Source organism: Paenibacillus agri, assembly GCF_013359945.1.
In the GTDB taxonomy this organism is placed as follows: domain Bacteria; phylum Bacillota; class Bacilli; order Paenibacillales; family Paenibacillaceae; genus Paenibacillus_AQ; species Paenibacillus_AQ agri.
In genome coordinates this window covers 144,519-166,783 of sequence record NZ_JABWCS010000220.1, presented here as the reverse complement: position 1 = coordinate 166,783, position 22,265 = coordinate 144,519, and the positions used below count along the sequence as shown (strand labels likewise).

Genomic DNA, 22,265 nt, shown 5'->3' with positions numbered 1-22,265 from the left:
CATGGCGGGCTGCCCGGAAGTCAGGAGATGACTACGGGCAGCCTTTTTTAGGCTCTGGTAGCTAAAGCGCCTGGTTACCGATGAGATAACGATAAGACGACTGTGGCCCACCAGCTAAACCTACAGTTCAAATCCGCCCCTGTCTTCCTCTTTCAAAAAGGGCAGCATGAAGCGAAAGGTAGACCCTCTCCCCTCTTCGCTTTCTACAAAAATCGTGCCCCCCATCAGCTCTACCAGCTGTTTGCAGATCGCCAGCCCGAGACCTGTCCCGCCATATTTACGGGTATGCGACGGATGAAGCTGTGAGAAGGACTGAAACAGGAGATTCAGCTTGTTATCGGCAATGCCGATACCTGTATCCCGTACCGAGAACTCCAGCAGGTAATTCTGGGAATGCGGCAGCACTATATTTTTCACGGACAAGGTCACGCTTCCCTGCTCCGTGAATTTCAAGGCATTACCTACAAGATTGACAATGATCTGCCTCAGGCGGCTAGGATCGGTAGTCAATACCTCTGGGACACTGGTATCGGCCCACCACCGCAGGGCCAGCTTCTTCTCCTCGGCTTTGGGCGTGAACAGGTCCACAATACTGGACATCATTTCACGCAGGTCGAACATTTCAGACTGCAGGATCATTTTGCCCGCTTCCATTTTGCTAAAATCAAGGATATCGTTCAGGATGCTCAGCAGACTGTAACTGCTGCTACGCAGAATCTCTGCATAGCTCCGCTGCTCCTCGCCGAGCTCCGTCTCCAGCAGCAGATCCGCCATCCCGATCATCCCGTTCATCGGTGTCCGGATCTCATGACTCATCATCGCCAGAAAGTCGGCCTTGGCCCGGGCAGCCTTCTCCGCAAACTCCTTGGCCCGGATGATCTCCCGTTCATTCGTAATGTCGCTGAATACAATAACAGCACCTTCGATCATACCATTGTCTACAATTGGAGCTACCCGATAATTCACCAGAAAGCTTGTCCCATCTTTACGCCAGAAGATTTCTTCCTCCATGCTGCGCGTAACTCCATCTCTGACCGTCCGATTGATCGGAGATTCCTCCAGGGCGTAATGGGAGCCGTCCGACCGGGTATGCTGGATGTGTGAGAAACTATGAATACCGATGAACTCATCCAGCGTATAACCCAGCATCTCCATCCCCGCCGGGTTTATGAAGATCGTATGCCCCGTTTTGTTCACACCGAAGATGCCCTCTGATACGGAATTTAGGATCAGGCTGTGCCGATCGTTCAATTCTTTGAGATGCCCAGGACTGCGGATGTCGTCCACACCAATATAATTGGTGATGTCTTTGACGATCGCGTAGACACCTGCCACTTCATTCTCAGCTTCAATGGGTAAAAAAGTAATAACCACCCGGTGAAATTCCCCGTTAGGACGGACCGTATCCATCTCAAAGCTGGACGATTCACCCTGAAGCGCCTGCGCAAACTGCCTCCGGCATACCGCCTGATAGTCCGCGGTTGAAGCTTCCAGCACCGATGGGCTGTTCAGTCCCTCAAATTCCACTCCCGACCGTTCCCTCGCGGAACGGTTCACGCCCAGGCAGTTCCCCTCTGTGTCCAAAATGTAGATGGGATCAGGGTGATTCTCATATAGAATAGAGTGGTTGTCCTTATCCATAGCTTTCATCCTCTCCGTACTCCCCCAAGATTAGCTTGTGCAAGGTCGTCATTACGTTCAATCCACATATTATAACAAGTTCTGCAGGGTAAATCATGAGTAAAGAGAGGTGTTTTCTGTACCCAAAAATAGCCTCCTGCATGGGTGCAGGGGCTATTCTATGACCTAAGGCATCAGGTGATATCGTCTGTTTCGATCTTACGAATGGATACATAGGCAATGGCGATTCCAATGAGGCCAAGGCTGATGGAAATGGCGGCAAAATTACCTAGCCGAGCCTGGTCAAATCCTCCAGAAATCAGAGTCACAAGCACCACCGACGAAATGATCGTGGCTGAGATCGATTTTTTCCGCATCCCGAAATACAATGGAATGAGTCCAATCCCTGCCGCATAAAGTGCCCCTGTCCCCAGCTTCACCAGTTCGTCTTTCACCAGGATCCAAGTTAGTTGACCCGGAATGATCTGTAAGAAGTGATTGATCCAGAACAGCAAGGCCCCTAGCACCAGATCTGAAATGATAATCGTACAAAAAGTGAAGAGGAAGACGATAATCAATTTGGCGGTAAGCAGTTTTTTACGTGGAATAGGATACATGAAGAGCAGGCTGATCGTATTGCTTCTGTATTCTTCGATAACCAGTCTGCCCAGTAGAGCTGAGGCAAAGATGATGAATACCGCTTTTACAAAAACGAAGAGTCCTTCAAAAACATCCCCGAATGATGTGAATGTGGAGACCTGCTCATTCTGATCAACGAACAGTACAAGCACCATAAAGCCTAGGATGATGAGGTTAGCGATCAGCACGCCCTTGATGAGTCCTGTCAATTTATGCTTACGGATTTCCAGCGACATCAATTTAAGCAATGCCCTCACCCCCAATCAATTGCAGAAAATAATCTTCCAGCGAATGCTGCTTCCTGCTGAGGCTCGCAATATAAACATCTCCGAGAACAAGCGCTTTGTTCAGTGCCTGCTGCGAAACGCCTTCGTCATATATGCGGATGATTCCAGCGTCCATCGCCTTGAAATTGGTGAGGCTCAGCTTATGCTGCAGTACATAGACCGCCTTGGTGACCTCCGGAGTGGAAAGCTCGATATAATCTGTATTCAGTCCGCGAATCGAATCCATCGCCACTTCTTCTAACAAACGGCCCTCACGGATGACACCGATCGTATCCGCAACCTGTTCGATTTCGCTCAGTAAGTGACTGGAAATCAGAAGGGTCATGCCATACTCCCTGCTCAGCATGCGGAACACGTCGCGCATCTCCTTAATGCCCACCGGATCGAGACCGTTGATCGGCTCATCCAGAATCAATAGCTCCGGCTTCGTCATGATCGAACGAGCAATGCCCAGCCGCTGCTTCATCCCCAGAGAGAACTGCTTTACCGGCTTGTTGTCGATGCCCGAAAGCTTCACTAATGCTAACGCCTCTTCGATTGCTTTCTTGTCATAGTAGCCCATATATTCTCCATGCAGAAGGAGATTTTCTCTGGCGCTCAATTTATCGTAGAACACCGGGTTCTCAATAATGCAGCCCATCCGCTTGAGCATTTCGTAAGAACCGGGGGTCACTTTTTCCTCGAAAAATTCAATCTCTCCGCCCGTTGGCTTCACCAGATTGGTGATCATTCTCATCACTGTCGTTTTGCCCGCACCATTCGGTCCCAGGAATCCGTAAATCTCGCCCTGCTTGATCGTCATATTGACACTGCTTACCGCTTCCCTGCCATGGTATACCTTGGTTAAATCCCGTGTACGAAGGATTGAAGTCATCTCCGCGATCTCCTTTGTGTTCATCTCTCTTCCATGTTTTTATTGTACACACCACAATTTTCTTTTTTCTTACCCTATTCTTACGAATTTCTTAAGTACAGTTCTTTAGAAGCGCATCCGGGGAAAAGAAACCGTAAACGCTGTTTTGACATGCGGTTTGCTGTTCAATGTGATCGTTCCGTTCATCTGCTCAGTCAATCGCTTTGTAATAGTCAGTCCGAGACCACTGCCCTGATAATTCCGGTTGCGCGAGTCCTCCAGGGTATACAGCCGCTCAAACACCTGATCCTGATGGGAGGCGGTGATTCCTTTTCCCCGGTCCCACACCTCCACACTGACGTTCTTGTCATCAAAAAAAAGCCGTAAACCCAGTATCTTCCCCGCATCGCCGTAAGTGATTGCATTCGAGATCAGATTGGAGAGAATCCGGTCCATTGACTCTTCATTGCCCATTATGTACAGCGGCTCATCCGGAATCTCGATCTGCACCTCACTACCCTTACCGTTCAGAATGTCGTAGAAAGATAAAATGTTCTTCCTGCACACCTCATTCATGTTCAACCGGGAGAGTGGAAGGTTACGGTCACCTGATTCCAGCTTCGCCAGGTCAAAAAAAGTATTCATCAGTGTGATCACCTCACCCGCCTTCCGGTGAATGATCGTCAGCATAGCGTCCCGTTCCGGTTCTGTCATATCTTTGTCTTGCAAAATCGTCTCGATATAGCCGAGCACTACCGTCAGCGGGGTCTTGAGATCATGCGATACATTGGCTAACATCCCCCGCATGGCTTTCTCCAGTCGCCGCCTCTCCACGCCGCCTCTATGATTGGCATCCAGCAGATGGTTCAGGTCAGTCAACAATACACGCAGCTCCTGGTTGCCGCTAAACAGCAGTAGCCTTTCCTGTGTCCCGGCATCCAAAATACTGTTCAGCTTCTCATGAATATAGGTGAGCTGGCTGGCAGTAGCTTTTGCTGATTTATATTGCCACAGGATAACGAGCAGCAACAGTACAATAACTACGCCAAGAACAACGATCATTGCACTTCCGCTCCCAGTTTGTATCCGATTCCCCACAGGGTCTTGATATATAACGGATGCGAGGGATCGTCTTCGATCTTCTCCCGCAATCTTCTCATATGGACATTAATCACATTCTCGTCCCCGTAATACTCATCAGCCCACACGCTGGCATAGATCTGCGCCTTCGTGAACACCCGGCCCGGGTTCGTCACAAACAACTTAAGAATGTGGAATTCCTTGGCTGTTAACTTCACTTCCTCCCCATGCTTCAAGGCCGTGAAATTGTCGAGATCCACAGTCAGCCCTTCCAGGCTAATTGTCTGGCGTGCCGGAGCCGTTGCTTCCGACTTAACACCTGCGGCTACACCGCCGTATCCCGCCCGTCGAATCGCTGCCTTCACCCTCGCTACTAGTTCAATCATAGAGAAGGGCTTCGTGATATAGTCATCCGCCCCGAAGCCCAGACCCAAGGCCTTGTCTACATCGCTGTCCTTTGCAGACATGATCAGCACAGGGACAAGGCTATTAGCCCGGATCGTCTGCAGAATATCAGTCCCGCTTCGCTTGGGGAGCATGAGATCCAGCAGAACAAGCTCATATGTACCGCTGCAAAAAACGCGCTCTGCCTCCTCACCGTCATACACTGCCTTGACCTCAAAACCCTCTTTTACAAGATAAGAAGAGACCATTTCACTGATACTTTCATCGTCCTCAATCAGCAAGATCCGCTGCTGCATTCCATCGTCGCCTCCAATAATAAAGCTATAAAATAGCTGGATAATCTTCTAAATAGAAAGCATTAAAAAAAACAAACATACCCAAGAAAAAAGAAAGCTTATATAAGCAGGATCGAAGTGTAATTAACGGCATTTTTGTACCTTAAATCCTTAGTAGCTAAGACTTAGTAGAGATTAAGTGCAAAATTGTACCTTAAATCTTCCAGAATACCCTGTCCAGCGTGATTTTCCGAAAATAAGATACAATAATGCCTCTATTTCCCTATTTTTACGATATTAAAGAAAATTAAGGTACAAAAATGCTCTTAGTTGGGTGGTGGCCCTCTTTTTCACTGTCAGTATAGTTAAATTTCATATTCTTTTATCAAAGTATACCAATAACTTCTAAATCTGAGTAGCGAAAACAGGCCGCTCACCAGTCAAGAGTGACTGCAAGCGGCCTGTTTATTTATATAGATTGCAAACGTTTATCTGATTATCGAGCAACCACCATCAACCATAAGCACATGACCTACGATATAAGAAGCCATGTCGCTCAGAAGGAAGACTACCGCGTTGGCTACTTCTTCTGGCGTTCCGTAGCGTTTCAGAACCGGAAGCTGGGCAATAGCTTGCTCAAGCGCATCTACATCGTCTGTGAGCAATTCTTCATAGCGTCTCATCATTTTGGTAGGAACCGGTCCTGGAGCGACAATATTCACCCGGATTCCTTTAGCTGCAAGCTCGGCCGCTGCTGATTTACCCAAACCAATAACCGCATGTTTACTTGCAGAGTAAGCTACATCCCCCGCCATAGCAATCGTTCCATGCAAAGAAGCACAGTTAACGATCGCACTGCCCGGTTTCATGTGAGGCACGGCATACTTCATCAGAAGCTGCTGCCCTCTGACATTGACATCAAACACTCTATCGAATGTTTCAGTCTTATAATCCTCTAGAAGCTCATTATCCCCTGTAATCGCCGAGTTGTTGTACATGTAGTCAATCGAACCAAAACGTTCAATAGTTTGGTTGACCAGGGCAATAATTTGTTCTTCCTTGGCCACATCCGTTTGGATGAATGCCGCACTTCCTCCAAGCTCCTCAATTTCGCGTACAGTCGCAACTCCATCCGCTTCAGACCGGCTTGCGATAACAACATTGGCTCCGAGCTCCGCTAAACGCAGTGCTGTAGCTCTGCCAATGCCTGTACCCCCACCTGTGATAATTGCTGTCTTCCCTTTGAATTCCTCAAATACTCTGAACATTATGAAGCACCTCGTTGTTAGTTTTTCAGAATACGATTGAACCATATACACCCTGTGGAGGTATAGGAAAATCTATCCTTTGTCTATCATAACATCTCTAGAATTAATTCATATGTAAATTGTTCCAGATCAATATTAATTTAGCTCTTAATTTCAGATAAAATCCTGGGCGATGCTGAATTAAGCCGCTACGGGTTCGGAGGTTTCTTACGATCGCTGTTAAAGCCCGATCTCTAGATTGTAAAAGGAATTACAAGGTTGAAATCGGCCTTTAAAGGCGAACACTTCGTTTCTCCAGAAATCCTCCAACCCTCCACTCTACTTTCAGCATAAAGTCAAACGCTGATTCTAAGATAGAATCAGAATTAATAGGGACAGAAAAGGTCTGTACCTTGTTTGTGGAAATCTTTTTAATTGCTAATTATTTGGTACAATAAAGAGACAAAACCAAGCGGAGGTGCCAGCCATTGCAATGGGAAGAAGTGCGTAAGATATATCCCGATCAATACGTCAAGCTGCAAATCCTTGCATCACATACCGAAGGTAACACCAAGTTTGTTGATGAAGTCGCATTGATTCGAGCCATTAAGGATCCGAAAGAAGCAACGAAAGAGCTACTTCAATCTAAGAATGGTGTAATCGTATCTCACACTGCTAATGATGACCTGAAGATTGAAATCCGTGCTCTCACTCAGGTAGCCTCTTCAATCCGCCTGAGCCATGCCTCAAAATAGCTTCTGCTGAGATCCTCCACCCAATGATTGCATAACAAGTAATTGGTTCCATAGATCGTATACGGTTCTGCATAGAATCTAGGACGCCCGTTTACTTTCTGCTGTTCAGTCATGGAACTAGCTGAATCGATCCTTTTTAAAACAGGATAAGTAATATTAAAAGTTCTTTTGGCATAATCAAGCCGCTGCAACCGCTCAACCTCCTGCTCTGTTAATAAATCCTCTGCAATCAGCCGATCAAAACTAGATCTAACCAAAGCACCAATTTTTATAATCTCAGCACCTTTAAAATCAGCAGGTACTTTCTTCGCCTTGATTGTGGTTTTCGGCAAGCTACTAACCTGCTTCTCCTCCGCGAAAAGATTGTACATTTGTATACTTCGCATAAACAGCTCCGAAGTGTCTGACACTGAATTTGATAATGCTGTGACTACATTGAATATTTTTTCCTTAAACTCCTCATTGCACAGAAGCTCAAAACGAAAATTCAAACCTTTACTTCGAAATAACTCTTGGAGTTCACTTATGTAAAGATGCAGCGGCTCACGTATCGAACTAGCTATCTTCGGAGCAGCAAATATGATATTTCCTTTATTCAAATCGAAATATCCGTGAATCGCCATTGATGTACGAATCATTTTCTTCAGCACTCTGGATATCGTCTCTTCCTTGTTGGAACCATAATTCAGACCGCTTTCATGGAAAGCAACATCGATGCCGTATATATTTTGAACTCTGCCTGCTCCTCCTACCTCAAGCCCCAAAGTATCGATCTCAGCCTGTTGAAGAAGTTGCGAGTATGATCGATTCAGCTTAAACAAATCAAGATTGTACTTGTCTTTAAAATATTGATCTGATTCCTTCATCATACTCTCGACAATTACCTCATTATGGATATCCCAAGACTTCACCGATGGTTTCCAGTTAAGTTGGACAAGCTGACAGTTCTTTGCATGTTTCAGCCATGAAAGCATTAAGGACTCTCCGATTTCAATTTTCATAGATCTACACCCCTCACAGTATGATTCCCTTCGTTTGTGATAAAATGAGCAAAAGGAAGGTGACCCAAATGTCTATTTCCAAGAAACAATTGGAGCAAAGCCTCCAGGGCAAATCTTACGTTGACCTTAAAGACTTGGTCCAGCTAATCGAAGAAAACTTTGGATTCAGCGTTACGCTGCAAAGGAAAGATGAACAGTCCAAATTTACAGAAGAACAAAAGATCAAAATGGCTCCAGTTATTTTTAAAGATCAAGCTGTTTTGTCCCAACTTCAGAAAGCTCAGAAGGATCGCAAGGATGGGATTTCCACATACAGTGACAGCGACGAAGAATTTGCAAAATTGCTGCAAGAAGTCCAAAATGCCGCTCATACATATAGTGAATAATTAATTTTCTTCTAATTTTCCGATATATCCTTCTCTTCTAAGATAGTACTTAAGGAGAAGCGTTTTGGTTTCGTCTACACTTACATTGGAGGTTCGGCAAAACTTTTCATAAAATGAAGTTTCAATATGATTTCAAAGAACAAAAACAACCGGTCGAGATTATATCTCGCCGGCTGATTGTGTTTGTTGTTATAGATTAAAAAACGTGTTCATTGGAACTTGTAAATCTTTAAAGACAACGGACTGGATCGTCTCCTGCTCTGTATATAAATGGCGCACCTGATAACTGCCGTCCTCCAAAGTATAGACGTGAGCCGTTTGATTTCCAGGATCAACAATCCAATATTCCTGAACTCCATGCTTCTGATATAAATTGATTGAACTTCTCATTAAAGTCTTTCAAGGCAGTGGCAGGTGACAGCACTTCAATAATGAGGGTCGGGGCACCGTTACAGCCGTTCTTAGATATTTGGTCCTTAGAACAAACAACCGAAAGATCTGGTTGAGTGACCTGATCGGGTGATTGATAATCTTCACTTTCAGAGAAAAGCACATCAAACGGAGCCACAAACACATAGCAACTCCGATTCTGGAAGAATGTCCTTAGCGCAAAATGAAGTTCACCTACAATAAATTGATGCAATGCGGTTGGAGCTGGATACATGTTATAAGCTTTGTTGTTAATTAGCTCCCAACTCCCCTCCCAAGTCAGCCAATCTTGATAGGGGTCGTTGCTAATTTCCACTCGTTCAATATTGGTGCGCAAATCACCAATTCTACCCTTGGCTTCTTCTGACAAATGCCACTCTTTCCTCTCTCAGGCATCCCCCTCCTCATCATACTTCCATCTCTCCACCCATATACATAAGAAGAACGGCTCCCCCTTAAGCTGGAGCTTACGTTAAACCTGCCAGTACACGGTGCGTTAGAAGAAGGAAGGAGAGATGGGTTCATGCCCGGCGATGATGAACTGAAAGCGCTAGAGAGGGCCATTGCGGAGATTACGGAGATTGCTACCGGCTTCGGGCTGGATTTCTATCCGATGCGGTATGAGATCTGCCCTGCCGATATTATTTACACGTTCGGTGCCTATGGAATGCCAACCCGGTTTGGCCATTGGAGCTTCGGAAAAACTTTTCATAAAATGAAGTCTCAATATGATTTCGGCTTGAGTAAAATCTACGAGTTGGTCATCAACTCCAACCCGTGCTATGCGTTCCTGCTGGACGGCAACTCGCTCATCCAGAACAAGCTAATTGTGGCCCACGTGCTGGCCCACTGCGATTTCTTCAAGAACAATGCCCGCTTCTCCATCTCCAACCGGAACATGGTCGAGAGCATGTCGGCTACGGCTGACCGGATCGCCGACTATTCGGTGACCTACGGCACAGAGGCGGTAGAAAGCTTCATTGATTCCGTGCTCGCGATCCAGGAGCATATCGATCCCAGCCTGATCCAGCCGCGCAAGCTCGGTAAGACCCATCTGCTGGAAGCAAAGATGAAGGACCGAAAGGATACACCACCTGGCAGCAACACTCCAGCCAATCCTTATGACGAGCTCTGGAATCTGGATCAGGTCAGCGCAGGTCCCCCAGAGCCGGCACCTAGTAATCGGGCTTTCCCGCCAGAGCCAGAAAAGGACATCGTGTGGTTCATCCAGCAGTATTCCACTTCGCTCGAAGATTGGCAGCGGGACATTATGACAATGCTGCATGACGAGATGCTCTATTTCTGGCCGCAGATGGAAACGAAGATCATGAACGAAGGCTGGGCTTCCTACTGGCATCAGCGGATCGTACGGGAGCTCAACCTGACGTCGGAGGAAACCGTGGAATACGCCAAGCTAAATTCCTCGGTCGTTCAGCCCTCCCGCCAGAGTCTGAACCCCTACTATCTCGGCCTGAAAATATTCGAAGATATCGAGCGGCGCTGGGACCGCGATAAAATCTTCGAGGTTCGCGAGCTGGATTCCGATACCTCTTTTATCCGCAGCTATCTGTCCAAGGAACTGGTCAATGATCTGGATCTCTATGTCTTCGAGAAGAAAGGCCCGGAGTGGAAAATTACCGACAAAGCCTGGGAAAATGTTCGAGACCAGCTGGTACTGGCCCGCGTGAACGGTGGCTCTCCTTACCTTGTCATCAAGGATGCCGATTATGAGCGGAACGGGGAGCTGTATATTGAACATCGCTATGAGAGCATTGAGCTGGACCTGAAATATTTGGAGCGGACGCTCCCGCATATCTATGCCTTGTGGGGTCGCACGGTGCATTTGCAGACGGTTGTCGAGGAGAAGAAGGCGCTGTTCACCTATGATGGAAAAAAGGTACAGCGACGGTTTATGTAACAAAAGGTTTGACCACCGCGTTGAGCCAAACCCCGCGCGCCTAGAGGCACACGCGGTAAGGAATTTTCAAGAAGATGCACCTACAGGAAAAGCCCGCTCGCACTTGTGTGCGCTGCGGGCCTTTTTGACGATCGATACAATAGAAATACTATCAGACAAATAATGTGAGGGGCGTAGAAGTCCAATCCCTCGTCAGTTAGACTTTTAACCGAACCACATCAGGCACACGGATTATTATTGCTCTGACCGCTCTTTCACAGGCACATAAATCTCCATCACCGTATCTACCCGAGAATGGCAGCGCTCGTCATAGAACTCAAAGTCCAGCTTGCCCTCGTCATATATATAATTGCTCCCAGGAAACCAGTCTTCAAAAATATACTTCCAAGTGCTCTTGATCACCTGAACAAAATCGCTCTGATCCTTCCCTTCCGAGGTATCCACAGGCGGCGTGGTAAAGACAGCATATTCCGCTTCAGGCACGCTCGCAGTCAGCATATCCCCGTTCACCTGGTTGAAGTCTTCTACAATCACACCCAGGAGATATGTGGCGTTACCGCTATCCAAGGCAGGAATGCACAGCCCCACTTCTCCATGCTTAGGCGGATTCAGAATCTCGTACATTTTGGATTCCAAATTTTCTCCTTCATATTGACTCCAGAAAGAAGCGGCATCCTTCGTATAGTTGCCTTCAGCCACATTCGTTTGAATGCCATAACCGGCAACCTTGAACGCTGGCTTTTTTACAATAACAGGGTTCATCAAATAACCTCCGATTTCGAAAATAGATTCATTCTGAAGAAATCCGTCCATCCGTGCAGCATACTGCGAGGGACTGTAACCAAAAGCTTTTCGGAATGCCTTGGCAAAACCGCTCTGTGTCTCAAAGCCATAATCCTGCGCAATATCTATAATCCTTTTTCCATTAAATAATTCGATTGAAGCCAAAGACAGCCTGCGGCTCCGTACATACTCCATTACGGACATCTCTTTGCACAAACTGAACACCCGGCAAAAATGGTACAGCGAATAACCGGAGGCAGCGGCAATATTTTCAGGCGTTAAATTTTCTTTAATATTTTGTTCAATGTATTCGATACATCGCTCAATATCCTTACTGTAATTCAAGCACTCACCCAGCCTTTCCCCGTACGGTGATTTCATTATAGCAATTGGCTGCCAAGGTGACTGTTCCTGTTTTGCTGAAAAAATAGGGTCTGGGAGGATGCTCTCAGCGCTTTATGCTGTGTCATTCAGGTTCCAGGATGAATAGAATAGGCTGATATCATTATCTTACTAATGGAGGTATTTCGCATGACCTATGGGAATCAGTATCCAAACCGTCAATATCATCAACAGCCAGTTTATCTATATACCCCTCGTTACATTCAGTACCCTTATTGTCATTACTTTCATCACCGCTCGGAAGTCAGTCCAACATCTCCTCCCCAAAACACCCAGAACCCGAAAGAGCATATTGTGAATGGTCAGTTGAACGCAAGTGTGGGCAGCGGGCAAGGCGTTACTGTAAAAACAGGAGCGGATATCGGCGGTAAGCACGGCGTTGGCTTTAATGCCGGTGGACATCTGAACTACAATGGCGTAGGTACACAGGCTGATGCCCACCTGGGGTCAAAGCAATATGGCATCCATGCGCAGGGCAACGCACATCTGGACACTAGTCAGGGGCTTGGGTTCAATACTGAAGCGCAAGCCTTGGGCCAATACGGAATTAATGCACAAGCGAATTCGCATCTCAGCATTGGTCAAGGCGTCGGATTTAATACTGAAGCGCAATTGGGCGGTAAGTACGGTTTAAATGCTAACGCAGAAGGTCACTTGAGCCAAAGTCAGGGCGCCGGGTTCAATACCGGATTGCATCTAGGCGGAGATAACGGTGTCGGCGCACAGGCCAAAGCTCAGTTCGGGGGCGGTCAAGGAGCGGGCCTTGGAATCAACGGTCACTTTGGCAAATATAACGGGGAGTTAGGCTTTAATTTAGGCGGCAAAATCAATGAATCCAAGGATTCAGCAGAGTAAAGAAAAGGAATATCCTTAGCCAGTTGTGACGGCTTAGGATATTCCTTTTTAAATTAGCGGTTCAGCAGGCTTCCGACATAGCGCAGCAGCTCGTTGGCGCATACCGGGCAGTAGTTATGCTCGTCGATCAGACGTCTCGTCACCTCGTTGATCCGTTTCAGCTGGCTCTCATCCGGTGTTTTGGAAGAGGTGGTGATTTTGACAATATCCTTGAGATCTGCGAACAGCTTCTTCTCGATGGCTTCACGCAAGCGGTCATGGTTGTTGTATTCGAACTTCTTCCCTTTGCGGGAGTAGGCGGAGATTCGAATCAGAATCTCTTCCCGGAACGCCTTCTTGGCATTCTCGGAGATGCCAATCTGCTCTTCAATAGAGCGCATCAGCCGCTCATCCGGCTCCATCTCCTCATCCGTGAGGGGATCACGGATTTTGGCCCAGTTGCAGAAGGCCTCGATGTTGTCGAGATAATTCTCGAACAGCGTTTTGGCCGACTCCTCGAAGGAATAGACGAATGCCTTTTGCACTTCACTTTTCGCCAAAACATCGTATTCCTTGCGGGCAATGGAGATAAAGTTCAGATACCGTTCCCGCTCCTCCTTGGTGATGGAAGGGTGCTGATCCAGACCGTCCTTGATCGCCCGCAGAACATCCAGTGCGTTCATGCACTGCAAATCGCCTTTGATCAGCGCACTAGAGATCCGGTTGATAACATAACGTGGATCGATGCCGGACATCCCTTCGTCCTGATATTCGGTTTGCATTTCCTTCAGGTCCGCTTCCTTGTAGCCCTCGACCTCTTCTCCGTCGTACATCCGCAGCTTCTTGATGAGATCCATCCCCTGCTTCTTGCTCTCCTTCAGACGGGTCAAGATCGAGAAAATCGCCGCTGCACGCAGCGCGTGAGGAGCAATATGCACATGCTTCATGTCACTCTGGGAAATGAGCTTTGCATAAATCTTTTCCTCTTCAGAGACTCTGAGATTGTACGGAACGGGCATAACGATCATGCGGGACTGCAGCGCCTCATTCTTTTTATTCGAGATAAAGGATTTGTACTCCGTTTCGTTGGTATGGGCCACAATAAGCTCATCCGCACTAATTAACGCGAATCGCCCAGCCTTAAAGTTCCCCTCTTGGGTAAGCGACAACAGGTTCCAGAGGAATTTCTCATCGCATTTCAGCATCTCCTGGAACTCCATCAATCCCCGGTTGGCTTTATTCAATTCCCCGTCGAAACGGTATGCGCGCGGATCGGATTCCGAGCCGAATTCGGTAATGGTGGAGAAGTCGATGCTACCGGTCAGATCGGCAATATCCTGCGACTTGGGATCAGATGGACTGAAGGTACCGATGCCCACCCGTTCTTCCTCTGATAAAATGACGCGTACTACGCCAACCTTCTCAATGTCGCCACCATATTCATTCTTCAGCCGCATTTGGCAGGAGGGGCACAGGTTGCCCTCAATACGCACGCCAAGCTCTCGTTCAATCTCGGGACGCAGCTCATGCGGGATCAAATGCAGCGGGTCCTCATGCATCGGGCAGCCCTCAACAGCATACACAGCACCTTCCGGCGTTCTTGAATATTGCTCCAGGCCACGTTTGAGTAGCGTAACGAGTGTCGATTTCCCTCCGCTGACAGGCCCCATCAGCAGCAGAATCCGTTTGCGAACATCCAGGCGCCGCGCGGCAGAATGGAAATATTCCTCCACCAGCTTTTCCACGGCCCGGTCCAGACCGAAAATCTCCTGTTCAAAAAACTTATACCTTTTGCGTCCATTAATTTCCTCTACGCCGTGAGATTTGATCATGTCGTATACACGGGCGTGAGCGGTTTTGGCGGGAGATGGGTCTTTCTTCAGCAGTTCAACATAATCCTTGAAGGTGCCGTTCCACGCCAAACGGTCGTTCTCAGCCCGATACGAAGCTATACGCTCAAAAATGTCCATTGCTCGCTGCCTCCTCTTGCGCTCCTAATGCTCCTCTATGGCTCCAAATGGGTTTCAAAAGTGTATTACATACCTATGCGGCAAGCCCCGAATAGTTGACCTATTTTTTGCTGTGCTATAATAGAGAATCAGTAAATCACCCCACAAAGTTAGAGATGGGCGATCATGCCTGTTTTAAATACCGGGCAGCAGACCCTGTGAATATGGGGTACAGGAGTGACAAACTATGGCCGTACGGCATGAGACGGAGCTGTATGCTCCATTGAAAGTTTTTTTTGAAAAGCAGGGTTATGAGATCAAGGGTGAGGTGCGGACCTGCGACCTGGTAGGCATCCGGGAGAATGGAGAACCGCCGCTGATCGTGGAGATGAAAAAATCCTTCAACCTCGCCCTGCTGCTGCAGGGGGTTGAACGGCTGAAGCTCAGCCCAAGCGTCTACCTTGCGGTCGAGCGCAACCGGGACAAGAAAGGCGCGGTCAATCAGCGCTGGGGCGAATTGAGCGGACTCTGCCGCCGGCTCGGTCTCGGGCTTATCACCGTAACCTTCTACAAGACGAAGGCTCCGGTGGTAGAGGTGCTGGCGGAGCCGGACGAGACCTTGCCCGCCCAGCGGGGCGGCGGTCGGCGGCGCGAGCGTCTGCTCTATGAGTTTCACGAGCGCAGCGGCGACTACAACACCGGCGGCAGCACGGGCGTCAAGCTCGTTACCGCCTATCGTGAGAAGGCGCTGCGCGTGGCCTTGGCACTGCAGGAGGCGGAGGCCGAGCTGCAGGGCGTCCGTTCAGCGCGCGGCAGCGCTGAACGGGACGATGTGACGGCTGCTGCGGAGCAGCCGTCCGAGTTCGCTTCCGCTGCAATGGCGGAAGCGGAACAGGCCGGGCAGCAGCTGCTGGCTGCCCGGCCTGAGATTGCCGCCGCTGGCAGCGCGGCGGCAGAGACCTCCGCCGGTATCACCCCGGCGGAGCTGCGCAAGCGCAGCGGAGTGCCCGGCGCAGCGGCCATCCTGCAGCACAACTACTACGGCTGGTTCCTGCGGATCACCCGTGGCCGCTACACCCTCACCAAGGGCGGGCATGCCGCCCTCGTGGAGTATGCCGCTGTCACCGGGAACGTGACAGCGGGCGTGTAACAGCCGCCCCGCCCCATAACAAAAAGCATCCCGGCCCACGGGATGCTTCTTCACGTTATTCAAGTCACGCCTGTTCCGGGTCAGCGTACACCCGACCAGCCGCTTTAACTACGAGCGGTGAACTCGGTAACCGCCTCGCTCATCAGATTCATGCCGAGCAGCAGCTCATCGCGGCCCGGATGGGTAAAGTTCAGGCGGATATATTGCCCTCCGCCATTCACACTGCACAGAGGCCCGGGCAGAAAAGCAACACCCTTGCCCAGCGCGCAGCGGAGCAGTGCATTGACGTCCATTCCATCAGGAAGGGACACCCAGAGGAACATGCCCCCTACAGGAAGCTCATATGAGCTCTGCTTCCAGGCGGGCCGCTTTAGCAGCTCGATCATCAACTTGAAACGTGTATGATACTCCCGATTCAGCAGCTTGATATGTTCCCGCAAATCAAATGCGGAGACATCCAGCAGATGATGTAGCAGCCGCTGGTTCAGAGAACTCGACTGCCAGTCCGCCATTTGTTTTGCCGCAGCCATTACAGAGATCAGCTCACGACTTCCAGCCGCCCAGCCTGTGCGCAGCGCAGGAGCAACCGTTTTGCTAAAGGAACCGATGTAGAGTACATGTCCACCGTCGCTGACATTTTCCAGCGCATACAGCGACGGATACTTGCCGAGAGGATGCTCATTGTACCGCTCAAAGTGAAGATCTCCATAAGAATCATCTTCTACAATCAGCACATCATGCGCGATACACAGCTCCAGAATCTCCTTGCGCCGTGTAAGGCTCCATAGAACTCCGCTTGGATTGGTAAAGCTCGGTGCTGCATACAGCATCTTGGGACGGTGCTGAAGGATCTGGCTTCGCAGATGATCCGGAAGCAATCCATCCCTGTCGCCCTGGACTGGAATAATCACAGCCCCCTGCATCCGCAGCGCCTGGAGCATACCTGGTGAAGTCGGATTTTCGACCAGCACACAGTCCCCTGGATCAATATAGACCCGGGATAGCAGATCAATAGCTTGCTGGCTGCCTGTTGTCAGCAGCACCCCGCCTTCGGCGACGGCCACTCCTTTGGCTTTTAACCAGTCCCCTATTAACCATTCACGCAGTGGCCCATATCCTTCCGGGTCTCCATACTGGAGCGCACCGGCATCGGCAGAGATGACCGTGGAAGCTGTCTCGGCCAGCAAGGATAGTGGGAATAACTCTTCCGCAGGTAATTCTTCGGCTAGCGATATCATGGAGCCTCTCCGCGTTTGGGTACGTATGCTCAGGAGCTGTGATGACAACAGCGTGTGAGCACGTGCGGAAAAGTCATATTTCATGCGAAATCCCCCCTCCCTCGTTCCAAGAATATTCAGGCCCTGCCAGCATTATGTCGTCCTGCTCTAGCTCAAGCGTAGATTTGTCGGTGCTGTCTGGAGAAGAGTGCGAATTTTTCAATCGCTTGTGCCCTTGTAGTGACATCCAGCTTCACATAGATTTTGCGGAGGTAGTTATCAATAGAACGGCGGCTCACATCAATCTCCAGCGCAATTTTGTCATACGTAATCCCCTGCACAATTCGTTCCATTATAAAAGTCTCTGTCTGGGTTAATTGTAGAACGCTGTCGAGTCCTTTGGACGGGGATATCGGCCAGAAGCCCTTCTTGATCCATTCTAGCGGGATAGAGATAAAGCCTTCACGTAATCCTTTGATCAGCTGCAGCAATTGTCCGGGTGATGCCCCTTTGGATAGTATGCCGCTGGCCCCAAGTTCTATAAATGATTGCAGCAGTTCTCTGCCGTCTTCGTCGGTCATAACAACAAAATGAGAGGCTGGCGAACTGTTCTTCATGTCAAACAGCACACTCTCTACCTCTCCATCTGGCATTTGATAATCGGTAAGCACCAGATTAGGCTGCTTCTCCCGCACTACCGCGGCCCCTTCAGCCCATGTAGAATACATCCCCAGAACCTCCAGTTCCCCTCCTTCTTCCAGAATCAACTTCGTTCCCAGCATGCTTGTGGGATGACATCCCACAATGACCACCTGCCAAACCTTCATCATTGACGCCCAGACCTCCTGCTATATATGTATTTACCCAGAATGGAAAGCGCCGCGGCGGTTCCGGTTTGACGCAAGCAAGGATGTATGATGTCTTATTGGCCTAATTCTCTCTGTTACTTACCTTGAATACGTCCCACAGATATTCCAATCTATAGCAAATTGTATCGCAGTAGTTTAATAGGATGCAATTATTTTTTATCATGATCTGGCTCTCTTACATTTTTGCGAAAATAATCAAAGTCTGATAGAATGGGGACTTGAAAAGAACAAGCCCCGAGGTGATAAAATGCAACCGCTAGCGGAAACGACACCGGTTCAATCGCGCCGTACGGCTGCGAGAAACGGATCTTCCGTAAAATGGTTTTTACTGTTCTGGGTTGTGATGATCGGAATTGGCGTTTATGCCGTATACAGCTACACCAACCATCTGAAGCAGCAGGTGCTGAGTCAGCTCAGCGCACAAAGCCAGCAGCAGCTTACCGTTTTGAAGACCGATTATGAAGCTAGAATCTCCGCCCTCTCTGATGAAGTTAAGGAACTGCAGAGCACTGTGCAGACCTTCAACGAACTGTTGACCTTCACCAAGGATAACGCGAGCGCAAAGACAGACAACAGCAACAAGCTATATACCCAGCTCAGCGAGGTACGCAAGCAGCTTGATGCACTCAAGAAAGAAATGGATCTGCTCAAATGATGACACCTGTCAAAAGAGTCAATCGCTTCTTCATGCTGTTAACCGCTCCGTTCATCGGCCTCTTGATTGGTCTATTGTGGATTCAGCCCCCGCTTGATTTGCAGCTCCATGTAGATCAATTCTCTCCTGTGCAAGGACCAGTGAAGGAGACGAGCTTAATCAAACAAGAACTGATTCAAGCCCAGGCTGCCGCAGCCTACACAATAGATTCCGTTAGTGCCAGTGCCAAGCTCTACAAGGCCACCACGAGCGAAATGAACCAAATTGTGAATACAGCAGAGACGCAGGCCTCTCGCCCACAGATCATTTACAATCGCCGGATTAGCGTGAAGCTTGGCATTCCTTCCGAAGTCGTGAGCAGCGACCGTATTGTCATCGAGCTGTTCCAGCTTAACCCTGGAAATTATAAAGCTTATGCCTTGAAAATCAAGCTTAAAGATGCGTCTGCAGCGACCATGAGCCTCGCGGATGCAGTAAGTGGAGCAGAGACCACAATGCGTGCCGTCAGCCGCAGCGGCGCCATCGCCGGAATTAATGCCGGCGGTTTTGCAGACAAGGATGGCAAGCGTTATCCTTTAAGCACAACTGTAGTCGGGGGCCAATACTTGAACGGCTTTGAGTCAAGTTTCAAGGATCTTAGCTTCGTCGGGCTGAATAAGAACGGCCAACTGATCGGCGGTAAATTTTACAGCCGTGAGCAATTGGACCAGCTGGAACCACAATTTGGTGCAACCTTCGTTCCTGTTCTTTTGAAGGACAGCATGAAGATGCCGATCCCCGAGAAATGGAAGCTATCTCCCAAGCGAGCTCCTCGTACGGTGATGGGTAAATATAAAGATGATCAACTCCTGATTCTGGTCGCCGACGGATACAATGAGAACGGCAGCTCTGGAGCCACGTTAGAGGAATTACAGGACAAGCTCTTTAATATGGGAGTTATAGATGCGTATAATTTAGATGGAGGAGGCTCTTCCTCGCTGATCTTTAACGGAAGAGTGGTGAACAAGCCTTCGGATGGCAATCTGCGGCCTGTGCCTACGAATTTCCTGTTTTTTAAGTAATAGGATAGATTGTCTATGTCACTTCTCACATTTACGTTTATTTTTACCAGATGAAAGGGTATAATCATGATAACGAATACAGTCCCTTTTGGAGGTGCCCGGCATGTCGTTTTCATTGACCTTTTGGATCGTTACCCTTGTTTTCGTTCTATTCCTGACCGGCATTTTAACTGCTTCTTACAACGAAGATAAAACCAAAGGCCTCTAAAGAAATCCTTGTTTGCGTGAAGCAGACGTTGGACTGCTTGGCTCCTTTTAGGAAAGTGACTGGCGAGCCCGGCCTACATAAGAAAAAGCACCGCAAGAAGCGGTGCTTTTTCTTATGTAATCATAGTTCGAGCGACTTCTCTAATGAGAAGGCTTAACCGTTATATTATGCATGTCTTTGCAAATGAGTCATCTCTGTAAGGCACTCGGCACAAATATAACGATCTTTATACTCGCTTACTTCTTCCATCGATCCGCAGAATACACATTTCGGACGGTAGCGCTCCAAAATAATGTGGTCGCCTTGTACCAAAATTTCCACCGGATCTCCTTCATTCATTTGATATCTCTTGCGCAGGGATTTTGGCAGAACAATTCTACCAAGTTGATCCACTTTGCGAACTACACCAGCAGGTTTCATATCTAACTTACACCTCTCCTGTTCAACTAAATAATGGATTACATATTTATATCGGACCTGTACTAAGATTTCGTTATGAAATTGTCGAATCCTGCTGAATTAATAAAAAAACATGTCTTATTTTAAACAAGTTGTGGAAAATCCAGCTGACGGAGGGCTTCGTAGACAATAATAGCTGCCGAATTTGATAAATTAAGCGATCTCACCGCTGTACTCATCGGCATCCGCATACAGGTTTCTTTCCCTGCTTCGAGAATCTCCGCCGGGAGCCCCTTGGTTTCTTTGCCAAACACAAAGAAATCGCCATCCTGAAATTCAAAATCACTGTACCGCTTGTCTGCCTTTGTCGTTGCATAGAAAAAACGCCCTTCGCTATATTTCTCCAAAACTTCCGCGAAGGAATCATGATATTCAATATGAACCGCGTGCCAGTAGTCCAATCCCGCCCGTTTCAACGTAGCATCATCCGTGCGGAACCCCAGTGGACGTACCAGATGCAGATGCGTACCTGTTGCCGCACAAGTGCGTGAGATATTACCGGTGTTTGCCGGGATTTCCGGCTCGACTAGAACGATGTGAAGTGCCATAGTTTGTAATTCCTCTCTGTCCGGACTATAAATCCTTGTATTGTTAAAGCAGAAAACCTTCCGCCTGTTGGCGGAAGGTCAGGAACAGCATTGATTAACCTTGAGTTTGCCGGAAATGCTTCATGAAATCGGCAAGTGCCTTAACGTTCTCGTAAGGAACAGCGTTGTAAATGGAAGCGCGCAGGCCGCCAACACTACGGTGACCCTTAAGACCGATAAAGCCTTCCAGTTCCGCAGCTTTTACAAATTGCTTCTCCAGGTCTTCCGACTGCATCCGGAACGTAACGTTCATGATGGAGCGGCTGCCTGGATCGGCGACGCCACGGTAGAAACCGTCACTTCCATCAATGTATTCATATAAGAGACCGGCCTTTTCACGGTTTTTGGATTCAACCCCAGCCAAGCCGCCTTGCTCTTCAATCCATTTTAACACTTCATTAACCATATATACAGAGAAGGATGGTGGCGTATTGTACAAAGAGTTATTCTTCGTATGAGTGCTGTAACGCAGGATTGTCGGAATATGGGAAGGGGACTCAGCAATAAGTTCTTCCTTGGCGATAACCACCGTTACCCCGGACGGTCCCAGATTCTTCTGGGCACCTGCATAAATCAGCCCGAACTTATTCACATCGAACGCGCGACTCAGAATATCGCTGGACATATCTCCAATAAGCGGAATGGAACCGGAATCCGGGAATTCGGCGTACTGTGTGCCTTCAATGGTTTCATTCGACGTTACATGCAGATAAGCTGCATTGTCCGCAGCCTTGATGGAGCTCAGCTCAGGAATCTTCAGAAATTTCTGCTCTTCCGAGGAAGCTGCGACATGAACGCCGCCCACCAGCTTGGCTTCTTTGTAAGCTTTATCCGCCCAGCTGCCTGTCATCACATAGCTGCCCACTTTACCTTCGGAAAGGAAGTTGAGCGGGATCATTGCAAATTGGGTACTCGCTCCGCCCTGAGTGAACAAAACCTTGTAGCCTGTCGGGTTGCCCAAAAGCGAAAGCAGACGTTGTTGTGCTTCGTTATGCACAGATTCGTATATGGCCCCACGGTGCGACATCTCCATAATAGACATTCCGCTCTCCCGAAAATCCACAAACTCCGCTTGTGCGCGTTCCAATACTTCTAACGGCAGTGCCGCAGGACCGGCATTAAAATTGTATGCTCTCTTGCTCAAAACTCTCCCACCCTTTCTCTCCTATCAATATGGATATCGATATGATAGCAGT

At 48.5% G+C, this 22,265-nt stretch carries 21 protein-coding genes and 1 pseudogene; 7 read left to right on the top strand and 15 right to left on the bottom strand.

The window, feature by feature from the left end; all coding sequences use genetic code 11:
* Positions 1–120: 120 nt before the first annotated feature.
* The 6 genes from HPT30_RS25910 to HPT30_RS25885 all read right to left on the bottom strand — a co-directional run bounded on the left by HPT30_RS25910 (position 121) and on the right by HPT30_RS25885 (position 6,427).
* Positions 121–1,650: an ATP-binding protein gene (locus HPT30_RS25910; protein ID WP_175374178.1), complete on the bottom strand. Its 1,530-nt coding sequence runs from the start codon at positions 1,648–1,650 to the stop codon at positions 121–123.
* 164 nt (positions 1,651–1,814) lie between these two features.
* Complete coding sequence (locus HPT30_RS25905) at positions 1,815–2,507, bottom strand: ABC transporter permease (RefSeq protein ID WP_175374177.1); 693 nt, start codon at positions 2,505–2,507, stop codon at positions 1,815–1,817.
* Positions 2,500–3,420, bottom strand: a complete 921-nt coding sequence (locus HPT30_RS25900) for an ABC transporter ATP-binding protein (protein ID WP_175374176.1) — start codon at positions 3,418–3,420, stop codon at positions 2,500–2,502. Before HPT30_RS25900 ends, HPT30_RS25905 begins: the two co-directional genes overlap by 8 nt.
* Positions 3,421–3,525: 105 nt before the next feature.
* Entirely contained in the window at positions 3,526–4,461 is a 936-nt protein-coding gene (locus HPT30_RS25895; protein ID WP_175374175.1) for a sensor histidine kinase, read from the bottom strand.
* Positions 4,458–5,180, bottom strand: coding sequence for a response regulator transcription factor (locus HPT30_RS25890; RefSeq protein WP_281364540.1), 723 nt, complete (start codon positions 5,178–5,180; stop codon positions 4,458–4,460). Before HPT30_RS25890 ends, HPT30_RS25895 begins: the two co-directional genes overlap by 4 nt.
* Before the next feature lie 467 nt (positions 5,181–5,647).
* Positions 5,648–6,427 (bottom strand): SDR family NAD(P)-dependent oxidoreductase, encoded by a 780-nt coding sequence (locus tag HPT30_RS25885; protein WP_175374174.1) that lies wholly within the window; start codon positions 6,425–6,427, stop codon positions 5,648–5,650.
* A gap of 467 nt (positions 6,428–6,894) precedes the next feature.
* On the opposite strand from HPT30_RS25885, the gene HPT30_RS25880 reads away from it, so the two are divergent.
* The gene (locus tag HPT30_RS25880; protein WP_175374173.1) at positions 6,895–7,161 is read left to right on the top strand and encodes a hypothetical protein; all 267 of its coding nucleotides are present in this window, start codon (positions 6,895–6,897) and stop codon (positions 7,159–7,161) included.
* Here HPT30_RS25880 and HPT30_RS25875 read toward each other — a convergent pair.
* Entirely contained in the window at positions 7,119–8,162 is a 1,044-nt protein-coding gene (locus HPT30_RS25875) for a hypothetical protein (RefSeq protein ID WP_175374172.1), read from the bottom strand. The two genes, HPT30_RS25880 and HPT30_RS25875, sit on opposite strands and share 43 nt — an antisense overlap.
* A gap of 68 nt (positions 8,163–8,230) precedes the next feature.
* Between HPT30_RS25875 and HPT30_RS25870 the strand changes: the two genes are divergently transcribed.
* A complete protein-coding gene (locus HPT30_RS25870; RefSeq protein ID WP_175374171.1) occupies positions 8,231–8,548 on the top strand; it encodes a hypothetical protein in 318 nt (105 codons plus the stop codon).
* A gap of 189 nt (positions 8,549–8,737) precedes the next feature.
* Here HPT30_RS25870 and HPT30_RS25865 read toward each other — a convergent pair.
* Positions 8,738–9,302, bottom strand: a pseudogene (locus HPT30_RS25865) (Uma2 family endonuclease).
* A 198-nt stretch (positions 9,303–9,500) separates the two neighbouring features.
* On the opposite strand from HPT30_RS25865, the gene HPT30_RS25860 reads away from it, so the two are divergent.
* On the top strand, positions 9,501–10,895 hold the full coding sequence (locus tag HPT30_RS25860; protein ID WP_175374170.1) for a SpoVR family protein: 1,395 nt from the start codon (positions 9,501–9,503) through the stop codon (positions 10,893–10,895).
* A gap of 234 nt (positions 10,896–11,129) precedes the next feature.
* Here the strand turns inward: HPT30_RS25860 and HPT30_RS25855 are convergent, their stop codons facing one another.
* Positions 11,130–12,059 (bottom strand): AraC family transcriptional regulator, encoded by a 930-nt coding sequence (locus HPT30_RS25855; RefSeq protein ID WP_246317451.1) that lies wholly within the window; start codon positions 12,057–12,059, stop codon positions 11,130–11,132.
* A 150-nt stretch (positions 12,060–12,209) separates the two neighbouring features.
* Between HPT30_RS25855 and HPT30_RS25850 the strand changes: the two genes are divergently transcribed.
* Positions 12,210–12,935: a hypothetical protein gene (locus tag HPT30_RS25850; protein WP_175374169.1), complete on the top strand. Its 726-nt coding sequence runs from the start codon at positions 12,210–12,212 to the stop codon at positions 12,933–12,935.
* A gap of 53 nt (positions 12,936–12,988) precedes the next feature.
* Here HPT30_RS25850 and HPT30_RS25845 read toward each other — a convergent pair whose 3' ends face one another.
* Positions 12,989–14,884, bottom strand: a complete 1,896-nt coding sequence (locus tag HPT30_RS25845; protein WP_175374168.1) for an ATP-dependent protease PrkA — start codon at positions 14,882–14,884, stop codon at positions 12,989–12,991.
* A gap of 226 nt (positions 14,885–15,110) precedes the next feature.
* Here HPT30_RS25845 and HPT30_RS25840 point away from each other — a divergent pair, with 226 nt between their 5' ends.
* Positions 15,111–16,013, top strand: coding sequence for a DUF2161 family putative PD-(D/E)XK-type phosphodiesterase (locus HPT30_RS25840; protein ID WP_175374167.1), 903 nt, complete (start codon positions 15,111–15,113; stop codon positions 16,011–16,013).
* Positions 16,014–16,117: 104 nt separating this feature from the next.
* Here the strand turns inward: HPT30_RS25840 and HPT30_RS25835 are convergent, their stop codons facing one another.
* Positions 16,118–17,335, bottom strand: a complete 1,218-nt coding sequence (locus HPT30_RS25835) for an aminotransferase-like domain-containing protein (RefSeq protein ID WP_175374166.1) — start codon at positions 17,333–17,335, stop codon at positions 16,118–16,120.
* 68 nt (positions 17,336–17,403) lie between these two features.
* Positions 17,404–18,060, bottom strand: coding sequence for a response regulator transcription factor (locus HPT30_RS25830; RefSeq protein WP_175374165.1), 657 nt, complete (start codon positions 18,058–18,060; stop codon positions 17,404–17,406).
* Between the two features lie 286 nt (positions 18,061–18,346).
* On the opposite strand from HPT30_RS25830, the gene HPT30_RS25825 reads away from it, so the two are divergent.
* Together HPT30_RS25825 and HPT30_RS25820 are read left to right on the top strand one after the other, a co-directional pair.
* Positions 18,347–18,754 (top strand): hypothetical protein, encoded by a 408-nt coding sequence (locus HPT30_RS25825; protein ID WP_066373983.1) that lies wholly within the window; start codon positions 18,347–18,349, stop codon positions 18,752–18,754.
* On the top strand, positions 18,751–19,815 hold the full coding sequence (locus HPT30_RS25820) for a phosphodiester glycosidase family protein (protein ID WP_175374164.1): 1,065 nt from the start codon (positions 18,751–18,753) through the stop codon (positions 19,813–19,815). The genes HPT30_RS25825 and HPT30_RS25820 overlap by 4 nt, the downstream gene beginning before the upstream one ends.
* Positions 19,816–20,188: 373 nt before the next feature.
* On the opposite strand, the gene HPT30_RS25815 is transcribed toward HPT30_RS25820, so the two are convergent.
* The 3 genes from HPT30_RS25815 to serC form a co-directional block, all read right to left on the bottom strand.
* The gene (locus HPT30_RS25815) at positions 20,189–20,443 is read right to left on the bottom strand and encodes an AbrB/MazE/SpoVT family DNA-binding domain-containing protein (protein WP_066373981.1); all 255 of its coding nucleotides are present in this window, start codon (positions 20,441–20,443) and stop codon (positions 20,189–20,191) included.
* Between the two features lie 122 nt (positions 20,444–20,565).
* Positions 20,566–21,030 (bottom strand): tRNA (uridine(34)/cytosine(34)/5-carboxymethylaminomethyluridine(34)-2'-O)-methyltransferase TrmL, encoded by a 465-nt coding sequence (gene trmL, locus HPT30_RS25810; RefSeq protein WP_175374163.1) that lies wholly within the window; start codon positions 21,028–21,030, stop codon positions 20,566–20,568.
* Between the two features lie 94 nt (positions 21,031–21,124).
* The gene (gene serC / locus HPT30_RS25805) at positions 21,125–22,213 is read right to left on the bottom strand and encodes a 3-phosphoserine/phosphohydroxythreonine transaminase (protein ID WP_175374162.1); all 1,089 of its coding nucleotides are present in this window, start codon (positions 22,211–22,213) and stop codon (positions 21,125–21,127) included.
* Between the last annotated feature and the right edge of the window lie 52 nt (positions 22,214–22,265).